Raw genomic sequence first — 15,692 nt, 5'->3', positions numbered from 1 at the left:
CCCGCTGGGCCGCATCGACTACCGCCACGGCAGCGCACCGTTGCCCGGCAGCACCCAGCCCCAGGCCAAGCTGAACGCCAGCCTCGTGCAAGTCAGCCTCCCATCGGCCGATGGCCAAGCCCCGGTCCAGCGCCACTACCACTATGAAGACCCACGCCACCCCACCTTGCTCACCGGCATCAGCGTCCAGGGCCAGGGCAGCGACGGCAAGCCCATGGACGAGCGCATCGCCAGCTACGGCTACGGCGACAACGGCCGCGCCACCTTGAGCGTGCGCGGACCACCGGACAGCCAGCAGGAAAAAGTCACCCTGGACCTCAGCCAGCCCTGGAAGAACACCCTCACCAACAGCCTTGGGCAAACGACCACCTACCACTACGACACCATCGGCGGGCAATGGCGATTGCTTGAAGTGCGCGGCCCGGGCTGCGCCAGCTGCGGCCCCGGCGACATGCGCTACCGGTACGACGCGCAAGGGCGCCTGACCGAAGCCACGCGGCTCGATCCCGCAGGCCGCCCGCTGGAAGGCACGCGCACCGAGCTGGACCCCTTCGGCCGCCCGCTGGCCGTGTACCGCATTCCCTACACACAAGGCCAAGCCCGGGCCCCGCAGCTGCAGGTGCGCTACGGCTACGGCAAGGAACCCTGGAAGCAATACGCGCCCGAACGCATCGCCCGGCCCAGCGTCGTGCCCGGGCGCGAACACCAGATCCGCATCCGCTACAACAGCAGCCGCCAGCCGCTGCAGATCACCGAGGCGGGCTTCAGTCCGCTGAACGCCCAGGGCCAGCCCGCAGGCAATGCGGACGGCGCCACGCCCATCGAACGCAGCACGCGCTACCGCTACACCGAGATCAACGGCCGCAGCGTGCTGGTGGACATCGATGGGCCGCTGCCCACCTCGCTGGCAGGCTATGACGACGGAAGCCCGGCGCAGAACGATCTCACGCGGCTGCGCTGGGACCGCAGCGGCAGCCACGTCACGCGCGTGCTGCAGCCCGATGGCACGACCGTGGCGCTGGAGCATGACAAGGCCGGGCGCATCATCCAGATGCACAGCCGGGATCCCTCGGCCAAGGAGGATGAAACGGGCTGGCGCACCGAACTGCACCACGACGCCCAGGCCCGACTGGTGGCTATGCGCAGCCTGGCCCCCGACGCCAGCGTGCTGCAAGAGCAAAGCTGGCGCTACGACGCGCTGGGCCACCTCACGGAAACCGGCACCGGCGGCTGGCCCGGCAACGGGGACAAGACGAGCAATGCCGCCTATGCGGCCCAGAGCCGCCAGCACCATGACGCCCTGGGCCGCCTGCTGTGGAGCGCCGATGTCCGAGGCAGCTTCACACAGCACCGCTACGACACGGAAAGCCGCCTGCTGCAGTCCGGTCGCTACGGTGGCCGCGCCGATGACGGCAGCCGCCTCATGGCCCAGGTGCAGACCTACCAGCCCGGCGCGCCAGAGCAGCCGCCATCCGCCGCAGACGAGGCCGGCACTGAACCTGCACCGCAGGCACGCCAGTTCTACGACGACTTCGGCCGCAGCGTCGCCACCCTCAGCCCCGACAGCGGCCTGAGCATTCGCGGCTACGACGCCACCGACCGGTTGGTCTCGGGCCGCGACGCCCTGGGCCAGCAGGCGCGTTACGAATACGACCTGCGCGGCCGCATCCTGCGCCAGACCATCACGCAACTGCCGCAAGATGGCGCGCGGCCACGAACCACCACCACCCGCTGGCGCTACCAGGGCCCCAGGCTGGTGGCGCTGGAGCATCCCGAGCAAAGCGAGGCCTACGAATACAACGACCGCGGCCTGCGTGTACGCAAGCGCATCACCCGCCATGAAGAAAGCGGTGCAAACGGTGAAAGCGGGGAGAGCAGCCAGCACCACACCCTCCACTACGAATACGACAGCCACGGCAGACTCTCCGCCGCCAGCCTTCCCGACGGCAGCTGGCTGCACTACCTGCGCGACGGCCATGGCCAGATCACCGGCCTGCAGCGGCAGCGCGTGCGCACTCCCTGGCTGCGCTGGCTCAGCCCGGCGCAAACCATTGCCACCGGATTCGAGCGCGACCTGGTGGGACTGCGCAGCTGGCAGGCAGGCAACGGCATCGAGGCCCGCTATCAACGCAGCCGCGAAGGCCTGCTGGCGCGCATCGTCTACCGCCAGACCGGCAAGAACAACACACGCACTGCCTCTGGCACATCCCATGACTGGATGCTGGGCGCCCGGCCCACCGACATTGCAGAGCAACTGCTAGGCCTGACCCCGGCCCATGCGGCCGAGCCCATGCAAGCCAAGGCACAGGCCACTGCAGCAACTGCCGCGCAAACGACAGCCGAACCGGCGCCCGACCAGCCCGGAGCCCTGGGCCAGCCCACCGACCCCCAAGCCCTGCTGGACATGCGCTACCTGTGGGACAGCCAAGGCAACCTGCTGCTGCGCCAGGACCACTACAGCCAAGCCCCGCAGACTTTGCACCAGGACAGCCATGCCTACGACATGCACGACCGCCTGATCGTCCAGGTCCAGCGCACTGGCCAGGAACTGCGCTCCAGCCGCTACCACTATGACGAGGCCGGCAGGCGCACCCTGGACCAGCAGAACGTGGCCTCCGGCGATCTGCAGGCGGGCACGCGGGCCATCGCCTACCTGCCAGGCAGCCACCGCTGGAGTGCCGAGCGTGCAGCGGACCAGAAAGACACAACCACCCAGCGCACCCAGTACAACGCCAACGGCCAGCCCCTGCAGGCAGGCCCGCACAGCTACCGCTGGGACGCACTGGGGCGGCTGGAACAGGTCAGCGAACAGGGCGCCCCGCTGGCCCGCTACCGCTACAACCACCGGGGCGAGCGCATTGCAAAACACACCGGCAAGGCCCAAGGAGGCAGCCGGGCGTACCTCTACGAATCCGGCCAACTCAGCGCCGAACTCGATGCCCAGGGCCGCATCACGCGCCAGTACATCCACCTGGGCCAGTGGCCCCTGGCCGTCATCGACACGCCCCAAGGCCGCAAGCCTGCGGATGGCCCCGGCACGCTGCGCATCGTGCAGGACCTGGGCACCATCGCGGGCCGTTGGCTGGGCGGCGGCGGCGAACGCCTGGCCTGGCTGCACACCAACCACCTGGGTGCCGTGGAAGCGGCCACCGACACGCAGGGCCAGTTGATCTGGCGTGCACGCTACACGGCGTTTGGCCGGCAGCAGGTGCTGTCCAAGGCATCGGAGCCCGGCTTTGAAATGCCGCTGCGCCTGCCGGGCCAGTACCACGATGCTGAAACCGGGCTGCACTACAACCTGCACCGCTACTACGACCCGGACCGGGGCCAATACCTCACGCCCGATCCGTTGGGCATGCCGGATGGACCCAATCCCTACAGCTATGTGCGGGGCAATCCGCTGCGGTATGTGGATCCGGAGGGGTTGATTCTTTTTGCGTTTGATGGGACCAATAATTCCAATCCACCGCCAGATAAGGATACTTGGTCCAACGTCTATAAGTTCTATTTAGCGTATGACCAAAATATCAACGGAAAATCATGGTACATGAACGGCGTTGGCCGCTATGACGACGAAAGCAAAATTACAGCACCATGGAATGACCACATGGTAGCCAGTACCGCACGTGCGCGCGTAGACCATATGCTGAAAAATCTGGACAAATTCATGGAAGAGCATACGTTTGCAGAAGGCAAAAAGGTCAGTATCGACATCATTGGTTTCAGCCGTGGCGCAGCCATGGGCCGGGACTTTGCAAACAAGGTTGCCACCCGTATCAAAGAACAGCATTGGAAAGAGAAGTCCGAATGCATGGAGCTACGGTTTCTAGGCCTATGGGATACGGTGGCACAGTTCGGTGCAACTGGACGCCTCAATGACCAATGGCAACTGGCCATTCCTTCGGAAGTGCAGTATGTTTTTCAAGCAGTCGCACTCAATGAACATCGCCAATTATTTCCGGGGGAATCTATAGATCGGGGTACCCAACTCGGATTCATAGGCAGCCATGCGGATATTGGCGGCAGCTTTGGTACTGGTGATTTATCGAATGTGGCGTTGAACTGGATCGCTGAGAAGGCGAAGGCGAGTGGACTCACAATGAATGAATGGGAAGATGTGGGGGATGCCAAATGGGGAATGGTCACCGAACCAGTTCTCCACGACAAAAGCTTAACTCAATCTGGCGGCATTCCAGAAGATAGTCTATTTTGCCTGAAGAAGAACAACGAAAAAACAGGCGAATGTACGCACCGCCGTGTTGCCGAAATAGAGGGAATGACGCATGCTGAAAGCCAAAGATTCATCAAATACAGAGACAGACCTGGGTTTGACAGGGATGGTTCATCAACAATCACCGGCGATATAGATATAAAGGAGTATGCTAAATGGTTGAAAGAAAATTACGGACTGACCGTCGCACTGCAACAAGCTGCTTTCTTGCAACGGTAACATTGACAGCAATCGGTTGTGCCAGTCGGAGGGAGGGTATTGGCCTATCACTGGAATTTTACAATAAAGGCTCTCGTCCGCTAGCTACCAGGAGATTTGATTTTGATGGAAAAAAAGGACCGATGCCGGGCTATCTTGGACCAAGTTTAACGAATAGCAAAAATATGGGATTCATGCCAGGAGATATTAAAGGCGGAGTACCGAAATCTGTAGAGACGGAATGGGTTATTCATAGTGAAGAATATACTTATTGGTCAAAGAACACATCCCGTGAAGAAAAAAACTCCAGTGAACATAGAGAGATTTATAGAAAACTCTGGGCCGCCAATCCCCATTACGTACAGCGCGTAGATCTGACTCCTATTCTGACTCCAGAACTCATAGAAAAAATCCAAGCAGACTGGGAAAACACTCAGTTAAAGATGATTGTCATATTTCGAGATGACAAAGTGGAAATCACCGCTGAACCTTATAAGTGGCGATGAATTTCTGCATTCGGAGCAATTCCGCATATGAGAGGCAGGCTGGCATACCCTAGACCAGCAAGACGTGGCGCCCAGAGCAACGCAGCTTGGGCAGCAGCAGGTACTGTCAAAGGTGTCGGACGACGCCTGCCTAGTCAGTACCAAGACGCCGAAACCGGGCTGCACTACACCAGCACCGCGACTACGCCCCGGACCGGAGCCAATACCTCACACCCGACCCGCTGGGAGTTATGGGAGTGGAAATTCCAATCCACCGCCAGAGAAAGATACTGTCTCCAACGTCTACAAGTTCTTTCTAGCATATGACGAAACAGTTAATGGCCCACGCCTGCATATCAATGGTGTGGGCCGTGACGACTTGGATAAAGGTATCCGCACACGAATGGGAGACTATTCCAGGGGTGTGACAGCCCGCGAACGTGTGGACTACATGCTGGGACAGCTGGATGAGTACATGGAGTCTCATCAGTTTGCAGAAGTATCGATATTGTAGGTTTCAGCCGTGGTGCCGCCATGGCCAGGGACTTTGCAAACCGGGTGATCACTCGTACCAAGGAGCGTCGATGGAAGAAAAATCCGACTGTGTGGAAATGCGTTTCCTGGGGCTGTGGGATACCGTAGCACAGTTTGGTGCCCTTGGAGCCAGCAATGACGAATGGCAACTCGCTATTCCTGCTGAAATTCAACATGTATTCCAGGCCGTGGCGCTGAATGAGAATCGCTCAATATTCCCTGGTGAAGCTATTGATCGAGGCATCCAGTTAGGCTTTATTGGAAGCCATTCCGATATTGGCGGCAGCTTTGGGGCGGGCGACTTGTCCAATGTGGCGCTGAACTGGATTACAGAGAAGGCAAAGGAGAGTGGTTTAGCGATGAGAAGCTGGGAGGAGGCTGGTGACAGAAAATGGGGAACAGTAACCGAGCCCGTTCTTCACGACAAAAGCACTACACCTCCCGGCGGAATTCCAGAAGACAGCCTTTTTTGTTTAAAAAAGAACAATGAAAAGAAAGGTGATTGTATCTATCGACGTGTTGCAGAGATAGAAGGACTGACGCACGCCGAGAGCCAAAAATTCATCAAATATAGAGACAGGCCGGGATTTGATAGGGATGGTGTATCAGCTATTACTGGAGATATAGATATAAGGGAATATGCAAAATGGCTACAAGAAAATTATGGACTCACCGTCGCACTGCGATAGTTTATTTTTCCTCATCATTTTTATTACCATTAGCCAGTTGCGCAAATAGAAAGCAAGGCATTGGCTTGTCATTGTCTTTTTACAACAAAGGAATAAGCTCATTATTAGCAAAGCGTTTTGATTTTGACGGACAACGAGGACCATTTCCTGGTCCACTTGGCCCAGGAGGAGGAGGATCACATATGAGTTTTATGCCAGGAGATACACAAGGAGGAATACCAAGATCTGTAGAAATAGAGTGGTTTATTTATAGCAATGAATTTCTCGATTGGTCAAAAAACACTCCGCAAGAAATAAAGTACTCGAGCAAAAGCGATGAAATTTATGAGAAACTCTGGGCCACCAACCCCCATTACGTACAGCGTGTGGACCTGACTCCCATACTGACTCCAGAGCTTATTTCAAAAATCCGAGCAGACCGCCCAAATACTCAATTGAAGATGATTGTCATATTTCGAGATGACAAAGTAGAAATCAGCGCTGAACCTTATAAATGGCGCTAGACAGAAGCAATTACTCAGGACATTCAACAAGGGGCATATGCAGGAAAATAAACTCCAGCCCATCCATGACGATATGGATGCAAACCCCGTAAGCCTGTGTTCTTTCATGTTGTACTTTATGCCTATGCATGAACAATCCAGAACACATTCCACAACATGTCGTACGCCAGACAATCATTCATCAAACCATTCGGAATATTTCATGAAAATATTCCAATTATTGATCATATATTTTGCGACCAGCATCACTCAAGCGTACGCAAAGTTAAATTTATCCACTACAAATACAAAGCCAGCACATCCTCCGTATGCACAATTAATCTCACCAAATGGCACCTCGCATCTAATCAAGTCAAGATTAAAAACACACTCATCTGAAAACACCCCACCTCTATATACCCAGGAGATGAGATGTGGCTCAGAAAAATCCACCGAGATAATAAATTCACCGATCAGCCTCTATATTCTCCCGTCATTTGCACAAACCACCCAATACCGTCCATTACTAGTTCACATGGGCCACAAAGGTGATTCGACAATTCTGCAATTGAAGAAAGACTTGTCAATGGTATCGCGCACCAGACCATTGACCGAAATGACACTTGTCCGCAGCATCGCCGCAAGTGCCAAGGGCTATTTCATAGGAGGAATAACAGAAAAAGATATGCCATCCCTACAGCATCTCAGCCATGACCTACAGAAAAGCAAGCCACTAAAAATACAAGGCAATCGCCAAGGGGAGATAACGGCGCTGTTCGAAAGCCAGGGGCGCATCATCGGAATCATCAACTATTACGTAGAAAAAATCTCTCAGCAATCTATCGGATCGGCACTGAGAGTCTATGGTGCCACAGGAAATCTGTTGGTTGAAATCCCTTTGAATTCAACTGCAACCACAGGCATTGCACTCAAAGATGGAGGCCTGGCCATCAGCTACTGGATCGGTGAGCAGCTCTATGTAGAAAACGTTCGGGGAATTTTGGATTTCTATGGAGAACCAAGCTTCATCAACGTCAGAATATTGCTTCCATTTTTGGGAAGATGGTAGAGGTGGACAAAGACATTGCCTGGGTTGGCGTAAATGATAGGAAGCTCCTAGTGCACCGCATCAGTCAGCAAGACCAATCAGTCCATACAAGCATAGATACAGAATCAGGTGTAGTGGCATCCGGCAATGATTTCAACTACGTGCATGCTTATGGCAACGAGCTGCATATCGTCAGCGCGGACTCTCGCCTCAAAACCGACTCAGGCGCCAACCGCACCGAATTCTGTTTTATCGAAAGCCGGGATTTCTGAGCTGTCCCGGCATTTCAAGGCAGCCACAGCCCATGGCCTGACTGTGGCCTGCCCCAAGTCGGCCTCATCCTGCCGGCCTTTCCCCTCACCGCAACGTAAACACCTCCAGCGACCGCTCCAGCGACTGGGCGCTGGCGCGCAGCGAGCCCGCCGCGCCGGCCGATTGTTCGACCAGGGCGGCGTTTTGCTGGGTGACGGAGTCGAGCTGGGCCACGGCGTCGTTGACCTGGGCGATGCCTACGGATTGTTCGCGCGTGGCGATGCTGATCTGGTGGACCAGGTCGCTGACGCGGCCCACGGCGTCGACCATGCCGTCGATGGTGCGGCCTGCGGCGTCCATGCGGGCGTTGCCGTCGTTGATGCCGTCCACGGTGCGGTTGATGAGGCCGCTGATTTCCTTGGCGGCCGAGGCGCTGCGCTGGGCCAGGGCGCGCACTTCGCCGGCCACGACGGCAAAGCCGCGGCCCTGCTCGCCTGCGCGTGCGGCTTCGACGGCGGCATTCAGGGCCAGCAGGTTGGTCTGGAAGGCAATGCTTTCGATGACGCCGATGATCTCGCCCATGCGGCGCGAGGAGCCGCGGATGTGCTCCATGGCAGAGCCCACTTCCTGGATGGCGGCGCCGCTCTTGCCGGCGACCTGGCGGCTCTGGTCGCTTTCATGGGCCATGAGCTGGGCCGTGTCGGCGGTCTGTGCGACGGTGCCCGATATCTCTTCCATCGAGGCCGCCGTCTGCTGCAGGCTGGTGGCCTGGGATTCTGTGCGCTGCGCGAGGTCGAAGCTGCCCTGGGCGATCTCGTGGGCGGTGGTGGCAAAGCCGCGCATTTCGGTGCGCACGTCGCCGACCACGGCGCGCAGGTTGATCTGGATTTGCTGCAGCCGCTGCATCAGGGCACCCATGGGGCCGCTGTAGTCGTGCTGCATGTTGGTGCCCAGCTGGCAGCTGGCAATGTCGGCGGCAAAGCCGCTGGCCTGCTCCAGGCCCGCCACGCAGCGCTGCTGGAAGCGCCACAGCACAAAGCTGCCCCCCGCCAGCAAGGCGGCCAGGCGCGTGCCCCAGGCTGCGGCGCCCTGCCAGCCCAGCAGGTCGGGCAGCATGGCGGCCAGGCCCACGCCGCCCAGCATCAGCGCCATGCGGGCTGTCAGGCCCAGGTCGCTGCGGCGGTCCCACAGGCCTGCCAGGCCCAGGCGGCGCAGTTCACCGCCGCGCAGTCGCAGGGTTTCTTGGCCGGCATCGGCTTCGGCGCGCATGCGGGCATAGAGGGCTTCGGCGGCCTCGATCTCGTCCGGCCGGGGCTTGGTGCGCACCGACAGGTAGCCGCGCGGCCGGCCGCCTTCCATGATGGGCGTGACGTTGGCGCGCACCCAGTAGTGGTCGCCGTTCTTGCGCCGGTTCTTGACCAGGGCAGTCCATGGGTAGCCGTGGGCGATGGTGCGCCACATGTCCTTGAAGGCGGCGGCCGGCATGTCCGGGTGGCGGATCAGGTTGTGCGGCTGCTCGATCAGTTCCTCGTAGGAATAGCCGCTGACCCGCACGAAGGCCGGGTTGCAATGGGTGATCTCGCCCTTGGTGTTGGTGACGGATACCAGCAGCTCATCGCCCGGAAAGTCGTAGTTGAGCTGGCTGACGGGCAAATTCACGCGCATGGGTACCACTCCTTTGGGATGTCTCTTGTTCTTGTGAAATGGCATGGCAAAACGCTCAGAAGCCACCGGAATCCATCAAACGGAAACACAAATTCACATTTCCAAATCATCTCACAGCACGGCAACCGCAGTCTCATGCTCGGAACTGGTGCATGGGTTTACAGCGTGTGCGCCAGATTCGTGGTGATGATTCAGAACAGTTGAGGTGTAAAGGGATCGCTGTCCGGCGCGGGTTGGGCCGGTCCCCTGAGCAGTTGCTCGCGCGCCAGCGGGTCGTGGGCGGTGGCGTTCCAGTCGGCCGTGCGAACGAGGTTGCCCACGCGCACGCCCAGCAGGCGCAGCCGCTTGGCCAGGGGCACGCGCTTGAGGCATTGGCCTGCGGCGCGGCGCAGGGTGGCGGCATCGGCCATGGGCAGCTCCAGCGTGTGGTCGCGCGTGGCGGTCTTGAAGTCGTCGTAGCGCAGCTTGATGCCGACGGTGCGGCCCATGTAGCCCTTGCGCTGCAGGTCCTGGGCCAGGCGTTCGCACAGGTCGGTGAAGATGGCGCTCAGTTCGGCCCGGTCGCGCACGGCGTGCAGGTCGCGCTCGAAGGTGGTTTCGCGGCTCATGGAGACGGGCTCGCTGTGCGTGACCACGGGCCGCTCGTCGCGCCCCCAGGACACGCCATGCAGCCAGTTGCCGTAGGCGCGGCCGAACCACTGCACGAGCTGGGGCAGGCTTTGCTTGGCCAGCTCGCCAATGGTCTGTATGCCCAGCGATTGCAGCTTGGCGTCGGCCTTGGGGCCTATGCCGTTGATCTTGCGGCAGGCCAGCGGCCAGATCACGGCCTGCAGATCGTCGGGCTGGACGATGGAGATGCCGTTGGGCTTGTTGAATTCGCTGGCCATCTTGGCCAGCAGCTTGTTGGGCGCCACGCCGATGGAGCAGGTCAGGCCCGTGGCGTCGGTGATGGTTTTCTGGATCAGCCGCGCCAGCACGCGCCCGCCTTCGCGCTGGCCACCGGGCACATCGGTGAAGTCGATGTAGACCTCGTCCACGCCGCGGTCCTCCATCAGCGGGGCGATGGAGACGATGATTTCCTTGAACATGCGCGAGAAGCGCCGCACCTCGGCAAAGTCCACGGGCAGCAGGATGGCCTGGGGGCACAGGCGCGCGGCCTTCATCATGCCCATGGCCGAGCCCACGCCGAACTGGCGCGCCGGGTAGGTGGCCGTGGTGATCACGCCCCGGCCCACGTAGTCCTTGAGGCGCGAGAACTCGTCCACCGGAATCTCGTGCAGCCGGCCGGCGTAGCGCGCATCCAGCGCCTCGTCGTGCGCGCGGCGTCCGCCGCCGATGACCACGGGCAGTCCCTTGAGCTGCGGATAGCGCAGCAGCTCCACCGAGGCATAGAAGGCGTCCATGTCCAGATGGGCGATGCGGCGCGGGGGCGCAGCATCGGCAGGGCTTGCGGGTGTCGGGGGTGTCGTGGGTGTCGTTTCAGGCACGCCGCCATTATTGCGGCAACTGTGCATTCATACAGCCTGCAAGGCTTGTTCACACAGGCCCTGGACCATTCATCCCTGCAGGCAGATCAGCACCAGTCCGAGCACCATCAGAGCCATGCCGATCATTTCCTGGCGGCTCAGGCTTTCGCTGAGCACGCGGCGCGAAACGATATAGCTGAACACCACCTCGACCATGCCCAGCGTGCGCACGGGTGCCGCGCCCTGCATGGCGTAGGCGGTGAACCAGGCCAGCGAGGCGGCCGCGCCCATGCCGCCGGCCAGCAGCGAGACGCGCCAGGCGCGGAAGATGGGGCGCATGCCCTGCGCGTGGGTGCGCGCGATCCAGGCGCCCAGGCCCAGGGTCTGCATGAGCTGGGCGATCAGCACGCCCCAGGCGCCCGACAGCCAGGGAGATATCTCGCCCAGGCGCGCCAGTTCCACGGCGCCGCCCCGATAGCCCACGGTGGCAATGGCAAAGCAGGCACCGCAGGCCAGGCCGTAGAGCGCCGAGCGGCTGGCCCAGGCCGACAGCGACAGCATCTGGCCGCGCGGCGGCAGCGACAGGATGAGCACGCCGAAGGTGGCCAGCGCCATGGCCGCCAGCGCCACGGCGGTGGGCAACTCATGCAGGAAGATGCCGGCGAACAGGGCCACCTGCAGCACCTCGGTCTTGGACAGGGTGACGGCCACGGCGAAGTTGCGCTCCTTCATGGCCAGCAGCAGCGCCGCCGTGGCCGCGACCTGGAAGAAGGCCCCCAGCGCGATCCAGCCCAGGTAGGCCCATGAGAACCGGGGCAGCGTCCAGGCGCCATCGCCTCCCAGGTACAGCGCCAGCAGGTAGATGCCTGCAAACGGCAGGCCGTACAGAAAGCGCACCAGGGTGGCCGGCAGGGTGCCGAGCTCGGCGGTCAGCGAGCGCTGCGCCGTGTTGCGCACGGTCTGGGCGGCTGCGGCGAACAGCACCACGGGCACCCACAGCCAGGTCAGGTCTTGGAGGGAAGAAAGCATGTCGGCAAAAAAGGGAAGGCACCGCCGGCAAGGCGCGGGCGACTGAGTGCCGGCCAGCATAGCCGCCGGTCGGGCACCAGGCGCACGCGCTTGGAGAAGGCTGCCGCGCCCGGCAGCGAAACAGAGGCCGGCCAGCCAGCGCTGCACGCGCGCCCTGCTCTGGCCAGGGCAAGCAGGCTGCGTTGTGCAGCAGCACGGCCGTCGCCAATGGCGAGCGGGCCTGCGCGGCGCGCTACAGGTCGCGCCGGATCAAAGCGCCCTTGAACAGCACCGGTCCCGTGGGCCCGGTCTGGCTGGGCACGCCGCCCTTGGGCTCCAGGCTGATGGCCAGGGCAGGCACGCCCTGGACCTCGGCGGCCGCGGCGGTCAGCTTGACCAGCTTGTCGCGTCCCAGCACGCCCAGCGATTGCGGGCCGCCCTGGGGCGGCAGGGCCCACAGCTGCAGCGATTTGTCGGAGGCCTCATGGAAGTCGCCCACGCGCTGCAGCACCAGGGTGTTCTTGCCGGGGTCGAAGGTCACGAGCATGGAGGCATCGGCCTTGTCGTCGGCCAGCACGGCCACGTACTGGATCTGGGGCGCGGCCTGCAGCGCAGCCTGGGTGGCCTGCAACTGGTTGTTCAGCACGGCCAGCTGGCGCTCGCCGCTTTGGCGCAGGTCCTGGTGCGACCACAGCCCCACGGCCACGGCCGCCACGGTGGCGCAGGCGCCCAGCACGGCGGCGCCGCGCCACCAGGCCAGGGCGCGGCCCACGGCGGATTCCGTGCGCCGGGCCATGCCAGGCGCATCGTCGGCGCGCCGCCGGTGCGCCTGGGCGGCGCGGGCCTTTTCGGCCTGCAGCAGGTTGTCGATGCGGACCCAGACCGCATCGTCAGGGCGCACGGGCGCCTGCATTTCGGACAGGGCCGACCAGCGGCCCTGCCACAGCAGGGCGGCGGCGCGCACCGGGGCCTGGTCACGGGCCAGTTGCTCGAAGCGGCGGCGCGCCGCGCCCCGCAGCGTGCCCAGGGCGTAAGCGGCGGCCAGCCGGTCCAGCAGTTCGGGGTGTCGGGAAATATTCATGGCAAATCCTTTGGCCGCTCAGAGCATGTCAACTGCTTCACGCATGGCGTGACAGGCAGCGGCGCAGCTGCTCCAGGCCGCGCCGTATCCAGGTCTTGACCGTGCCCAGCGGCAGTTGCAGTTGGCCCGCCAGCTCGCCATGGCTGAGGTCGCGCAGATAGGCCAGGCTGACCACCTCGCGCTGGCGGCCTTCCAGCCGCTCCAGGCACTGGTACAGCGCCACGGCCTGTTCGCTGGCCTCGGCCAGTTGCAGCGGGCCCTGGCTTTCATCGTTCCCACCGCCATGGGCCGCCAGTTGCGCCTCGTCGAACTCTTCGTTCAGGTGCAGGCGTTCGGCGCGGCGCCGGCGCAGAAAGTCCAGAGCCCGGCTGCGCACCACCAGGCCCATCCAGGCCAGCGGCGGGCTCAGCGTGCCCCGGTAGCCCGAGGCGCTGCGCCAGATGTGCAGGTAGCTGTCCTGCAGCACGTCTTCGGCCCAGTCCTTGTGCCGCAGGATGCGCAACGCCAGCCCGTACAGCCGGGACGAGGTGGCCTCGTACAGGCTGCGGAGCGCGGGCTCGTCCTGCGCTGCGATGCGGTCCAGAAGGTCCATCAGCTCTTGGTCGGTTGGTGTGGTGCCCATGCACGCATTGTGGGCGAGCGGGCGGCCCCGTGGCCCGCACTGTTGCGTGGCCGCCCGGGGGCTTGTTCTGTCTTTCGATCGGATTCAAGGGGCATATCGGTACTCAGCCGGGGGTTTGCAGAAGGTCTGGCGGGGGTCTCCCGGCTTGTACCGGCTCTCCGTGAGCAATACGCAGCGCATTGCGAACCGGATGCGGATAAATTTTTTTTCCATTCAGGTGAATCCAGCCGCTGCCTTGCTGCGTATTCCCTGTGTCGCGCACCGGAAAGCGGTCCAAGGCGACACCCCTCAACCCATCGACCTGGAGACCTTCATGAGCTACATCCTCCCCCTCGGCCTGGCCACCATGGCCGCACTGACCCTTGGCGCCTGCTCCTCCATGGACATGGGCAAGAGCTATTCCCAGTCCGACCTGCCGGCCGCCGTGCAGGTGCCCGCAGGCCACAAGGTTGCCATGGAGACGGTGGGCATAGGCCAGATCACCTATGAATGCCGCGCCAAGAAGGACCAGGCGATGGAGCAGGAATGGGCCTTTGTCGGCCCCGATGCGCGTTTGACGGACCGCCAGGGCCGCGTCATCGGCCGCTACTTCGGCCCGCCCGCCACCTGGGCGCACCAGGACGGCTCCAAGGTCACGGCCACCCAGGTCGCCGTGGCGCCGTCCAGCGCGGGCAACATCCCCATGCAACTGGTCAAGGCCGAGCCCGCCACCGGCATGGGCGCCATGCAGGGCGTGACCTATATCCAGCGCGTGGCCACGCGCGGCGGCGTGGCCCCTGCCATGGCCTGCAACAGCTCCACGCTGGGCCAGAAGCAGGTCGTGCAGTACCAGGCCGACTACATCATCTGGAAGGCCGCCTGACGCGGCCCGGCCCTCCTACGGCCTGTCGCCCCTGGCCCCGAAGGCCGAGGGCGGCATGCCGAACTGGCGCCTGAAGGCCAGCGAATAGGCGCTGTGGCTTTCATAGCCGGCCTCCAGCGCCACCTGCACGATGGGCCTTCCGGCCAGCAGCGCCTGCATGGATGACAGCAGCCGTGCGCGCTGTCGCCAGCGGCCAAAACTCATTCCCGTGGCCTGCAGAAAGTGGCGATGGAAGGTCTTCTCGCCCATGGCCAGCCGCGCGGCCCAATCAGCGGCGGTGGCGGTTGCGGCGGCTGCGGTGGCAAAGCCATCCGCCCCGTCTGCCTCGGCCAGCGCATGGCAGACAGCGGCCATGCGCGCATCCTGCGGCCAGGGCAGGTGAAACGGCACCACGGGCGGCTGGCGCAGCTCCTGCAGCAATAGCTCGACCACCATGGATTCGCGCCGCCCCGGCGGTGCCGATGCAGGCCAGCGCGCCACCTCGCTGATGAGCTCGCGCAGCAGGGGAGAGACCTCGATCACGCAGTCCGTACCCGGCAGGTCTGCAGCAGCCTGCGCATCGACGAACAGGCTGCGCACCTGTACCGCGCCGCGCATGCGCAGGCCGTGGGGCACGCCCGAGCGCAGCCAGACGCCGCGCGTGGGCGGCACCACCCAGCGCCCGCTGCCTGCGCGCACCTCCAGCACCCCCTGCACGGCGTAGAGCAGTTGGCAGCATTCGTGGGAGTGTTCCTCCACCTCCAGCCCCGCCGGATAGTCGGCGGCCACGCCCGTGACCGGCAGCGGTGCGGCGGCCTGCAGCTCGGGCAGCCCGGCATGGCTGCAGGGAACGGCGGCTGCCGAAGCCGGGGCATGGGTCGTGCGCATATTGTCCAGATCCATATAGAAAATGAGAAATTCTATAAAGACAGACAAGCACCCTGCCCGCAAACTGGCACCCGTTCCCTGTGATTCACCGCCATCGCACCATGCACTGCCTGCCCTCGCCCTCCCTACTATCCCTGGCCCATGGCCGGGGTCCGGGCGCCTGCGCAGGCGCCGCATTTCGCACCGACTCTCCCTGATCCCG

At 62.4% G+C, this 15,692-nt stretch carries 13 protein-coding genes; 7 read left to right on the top strand and 6 right to left on the bottom strand.

Translation table 11 applies throughout. The features are described 5' to 3' along the window. From ACUTR7_RS23675 to ACUTR7_RS23650, 6 genes are all read left to right on the top strand, one after another. The coding region (locus tag ACUTR7_RS23675) for an RHS repeat-associated core domain-containing protein (protein WP_445609946.1) at positions 1–4,450 on the top strand (4,450 nt) is incomplete at its 5' end. Beyond that, complete coding sequence (locus tag ACUTR7_RS23670; protein ID WP_445609945.1) at positions 4,387–4,935, top strand: hypothetical protein; 549 nt, start codon at positions 4,387–4,389, stop codon at positions 4,933–4,935. The genes ACUTR7_RS23675 and ACUTR7_RS23670, both read left to right, overlap by 64 nt. Before the next feature lie 563 nt (positions 4,936–5,498). Beyond that, positions 5,499–6,137, top strand: coding sequence for a phospholipase effector Tle1 domain-containing protein (locus tag ACUTR7_RS23665; RefSeq protein WP_445609944.1), 639 nt, complete (start codon positions 5,499–5,501; stop codon positions 6,135–6,137). Beyond that, entirely contained in the window at positions 6,095–6,640 is a 546-nt protein-coding gene (locus tag ACUTR7_RS23660; protein WP_445609943.1) for a hypothetical protein, read from the top strand. Before ACUTR7_RS23665 ends, ACUTR7_RS23660 begins: the two co-directional genes overlap by 43 nt. A 202-nt stretch (positions 6,641–6,842) precedes the next feature. Then, positions 6,843–7,688, top strand: a complete 846-nt coding sequence (locus ACUTR7_RS23655) for a hypothetical protein (protein WP_445609942.1) — start codon at positions 6,843–6,845, stop codon at positions 7,686–7,688. A gap of 2 nt (positions 7,689–7,690) precedes the next feature. Further along, the gene (locus ACUTR7_RS23650; protein ID WP_445609941.1) at positions 7,691–7,939 is read left to right on the top strand and encodes a hypothetical protein; all 249 of its coding nucleotides are present in this window, start codon (positions 7,691–7,693) and stop codon (positions 7,937–7,939) included. 85 nt (positions 7,940–8,024) lie between these two features. Here ACUTR7_RS23650 and ACUTR7_RS23645 read toward each other — a convergent pair whose 3' ends face one another. From ACUTR7_RS23645 to ACUTR7_RS23625, 5 genes are all read right to left on the bottom strand, one after another. Then, on the bottom strand, positions 8,025–9,584 hold the full coding sequence (locus ACUTR7_RS23645; RefSeq protein WP_013800977.1) for a methyl-accepting chemotaxis protein: 1,560 nt from the start codon (positions 9,582–9,584) through the stop codon (positions 8,025–8,027). A 191-nt stretch (positions 9,585–9,775) separates the two neighbouring features. Then, positions 9,776–11,098, bottom strand: a complete 1,323-nt coding sequence (gene dinB, locus ACUTR7_RS23640) for a DNA polymerase IV (RefSeq protein WP_097201541.1) — start codon at positions 11,096–11,098, stop codon at positions 9,776–9,778. A gap of 42 nt (positions 11,099–11,140) precedes the next feature. Beyond that, positions 11,141–12,079 carry an EamA family transporter gene (locus ACUTR7_RS23635; RefSeq protein ID WP_445609940.1) on the bottom strand — a complete coding sequence of 313 codons (939 nt, stop codon included), beginning with the start codon at positions 12,077–12,079 and terminating at the stop codon, positions 11,141–11,143. A gap of 232 nt (positions 12,080–12,311) precedes the next feature. After that, positions 12,312–13,139 (bottom strand): anti-sigma factor, encoded by an 828-nt coding sequence (locus ACUTR7_RS23630; RefSeq protein WP_043821459.1) that lies wholly within the window; start codon positions 13,137–13,139, stop codon positions 12,312–12,314. A 37-nt stretch (positions 13,140–13,176) separates the two neighbouring features. Beyond that, the gene (locus tag ACUTR7_RS23625; protein ID WP_013800973.1) at positions 13,177–13,761 is read right to left on the bottom strand and encodes an RNA polymerase sigma factor; all 585 of its coding nucleotides are present in this window, start codon (positions 13,759–13,761) and stop codon (positions 13,177–13,179) included. A gap of 313 nt (positions 13,762–14,074) precedes the next feature. Here ACUTR7_RS23625 and ACUTR7_RS23620 point away from each other — a divergent pair, with 313 nt between their 5' ends. Further along, a complete protein-coding gene (locus ACUTR7_RS23620; RefSeq protein WP_013800972.1) occupies positions 14,075–14,623 on the top strand; it encodes a DUF3455 domain-containing protein in 549 nt (182 codons plus the stop codon). A gap of 15 nt (positions 14,624–14,638) precedes the next feature. On the opposite strand, the gene ACUTR7_RS23615 is transcribed toward ACUTR7_RS23620, so the two are convergent. After that, the gene (locus ACUTR7_RS23615) at positions 14,639–15,490 is read right to left on the bottom strand and encodes an AraC family transcriptional regulator (RefSeq protein ID WP_445609939.1); all 852 of its coding nucleotides are present in this window, start codon (positions 15,488–15,490) and stop codon (positions 14,639–14,641) included. Positions 15,491–15,692: the final 202 nt, after the last annotated feature.

Source organism: Delftia sp. NA_296.1 (assembly GCF_052692095.1).
Note: the sequence above shows the minus strand (reverse complement) of the source record. Positions and strands in the feature narration are given on the sequence as shown.